The organism is Streptomyces sp. SID13726 (assembly GCF_010548375.1).
Classification (GTDB): domain Bacteria; phylum Actinomycetota; class Actinomycetes; order Streptomycetales; family Streptomycetaceae; genus Streptomyces.
Genome location: NZ_JAAGLY010000547.1, coordinates 1 through 423 on the forward strand (window position 1 = coordinate 1; position 423 = coordinate 423).

Sequence of the window (423 nt, forward strand, 5' to 3'; positions counted from 1 at the left end):
CGGCTGCTCGCCGCGGTCGCCCGAGGAGCGCGTACCGGGCGGCCTCGGCGGCGGTGAAGGAGGAGACGAAGGTGAACGCCCGCGGGGACGGACCGTGCGCCCGGAGGTCCGCGAGCCGCTCCAGCGCCTCGTCGACGGTCGGAAGGTGACCGGCAGGCACCCACCACAGGACCAGGTGTGCCTCGACATGCCGTTCGAACCACTCACGACGCCGCCGCATCACCTCCAAGTGCCCGCTGCGGTAGGTGAAGTCCCACAGCGCCTCCCGGGTCTCCCACACGGACATGTTGACGATGACGTCCTCGCCCGCCGGCCGCAGCTCCGTGGCATCGGCCGCCCCCTCCTCCACCAGCCGCCACACGAACCCCGGCGTGCCGTCGGCGGCGGCGTTGACCGGATCGAGCAGCTCGACGAAGGGCGCCA

Annotated in this window: 1 protein-coding gene; it reads right to left on the reverse strand. The window is 72.8% G+C overall.

Going from position 1 to position 423, the window contains the following annotated elements:
• A partial coding sequence (locus G3I78_RS49050; RefSeq protein WP_164437147.1) for a DUF3291 domain-containing protein occupies positions 1 to 423 on the reverse strand: 423 nt, incomplete at both ends.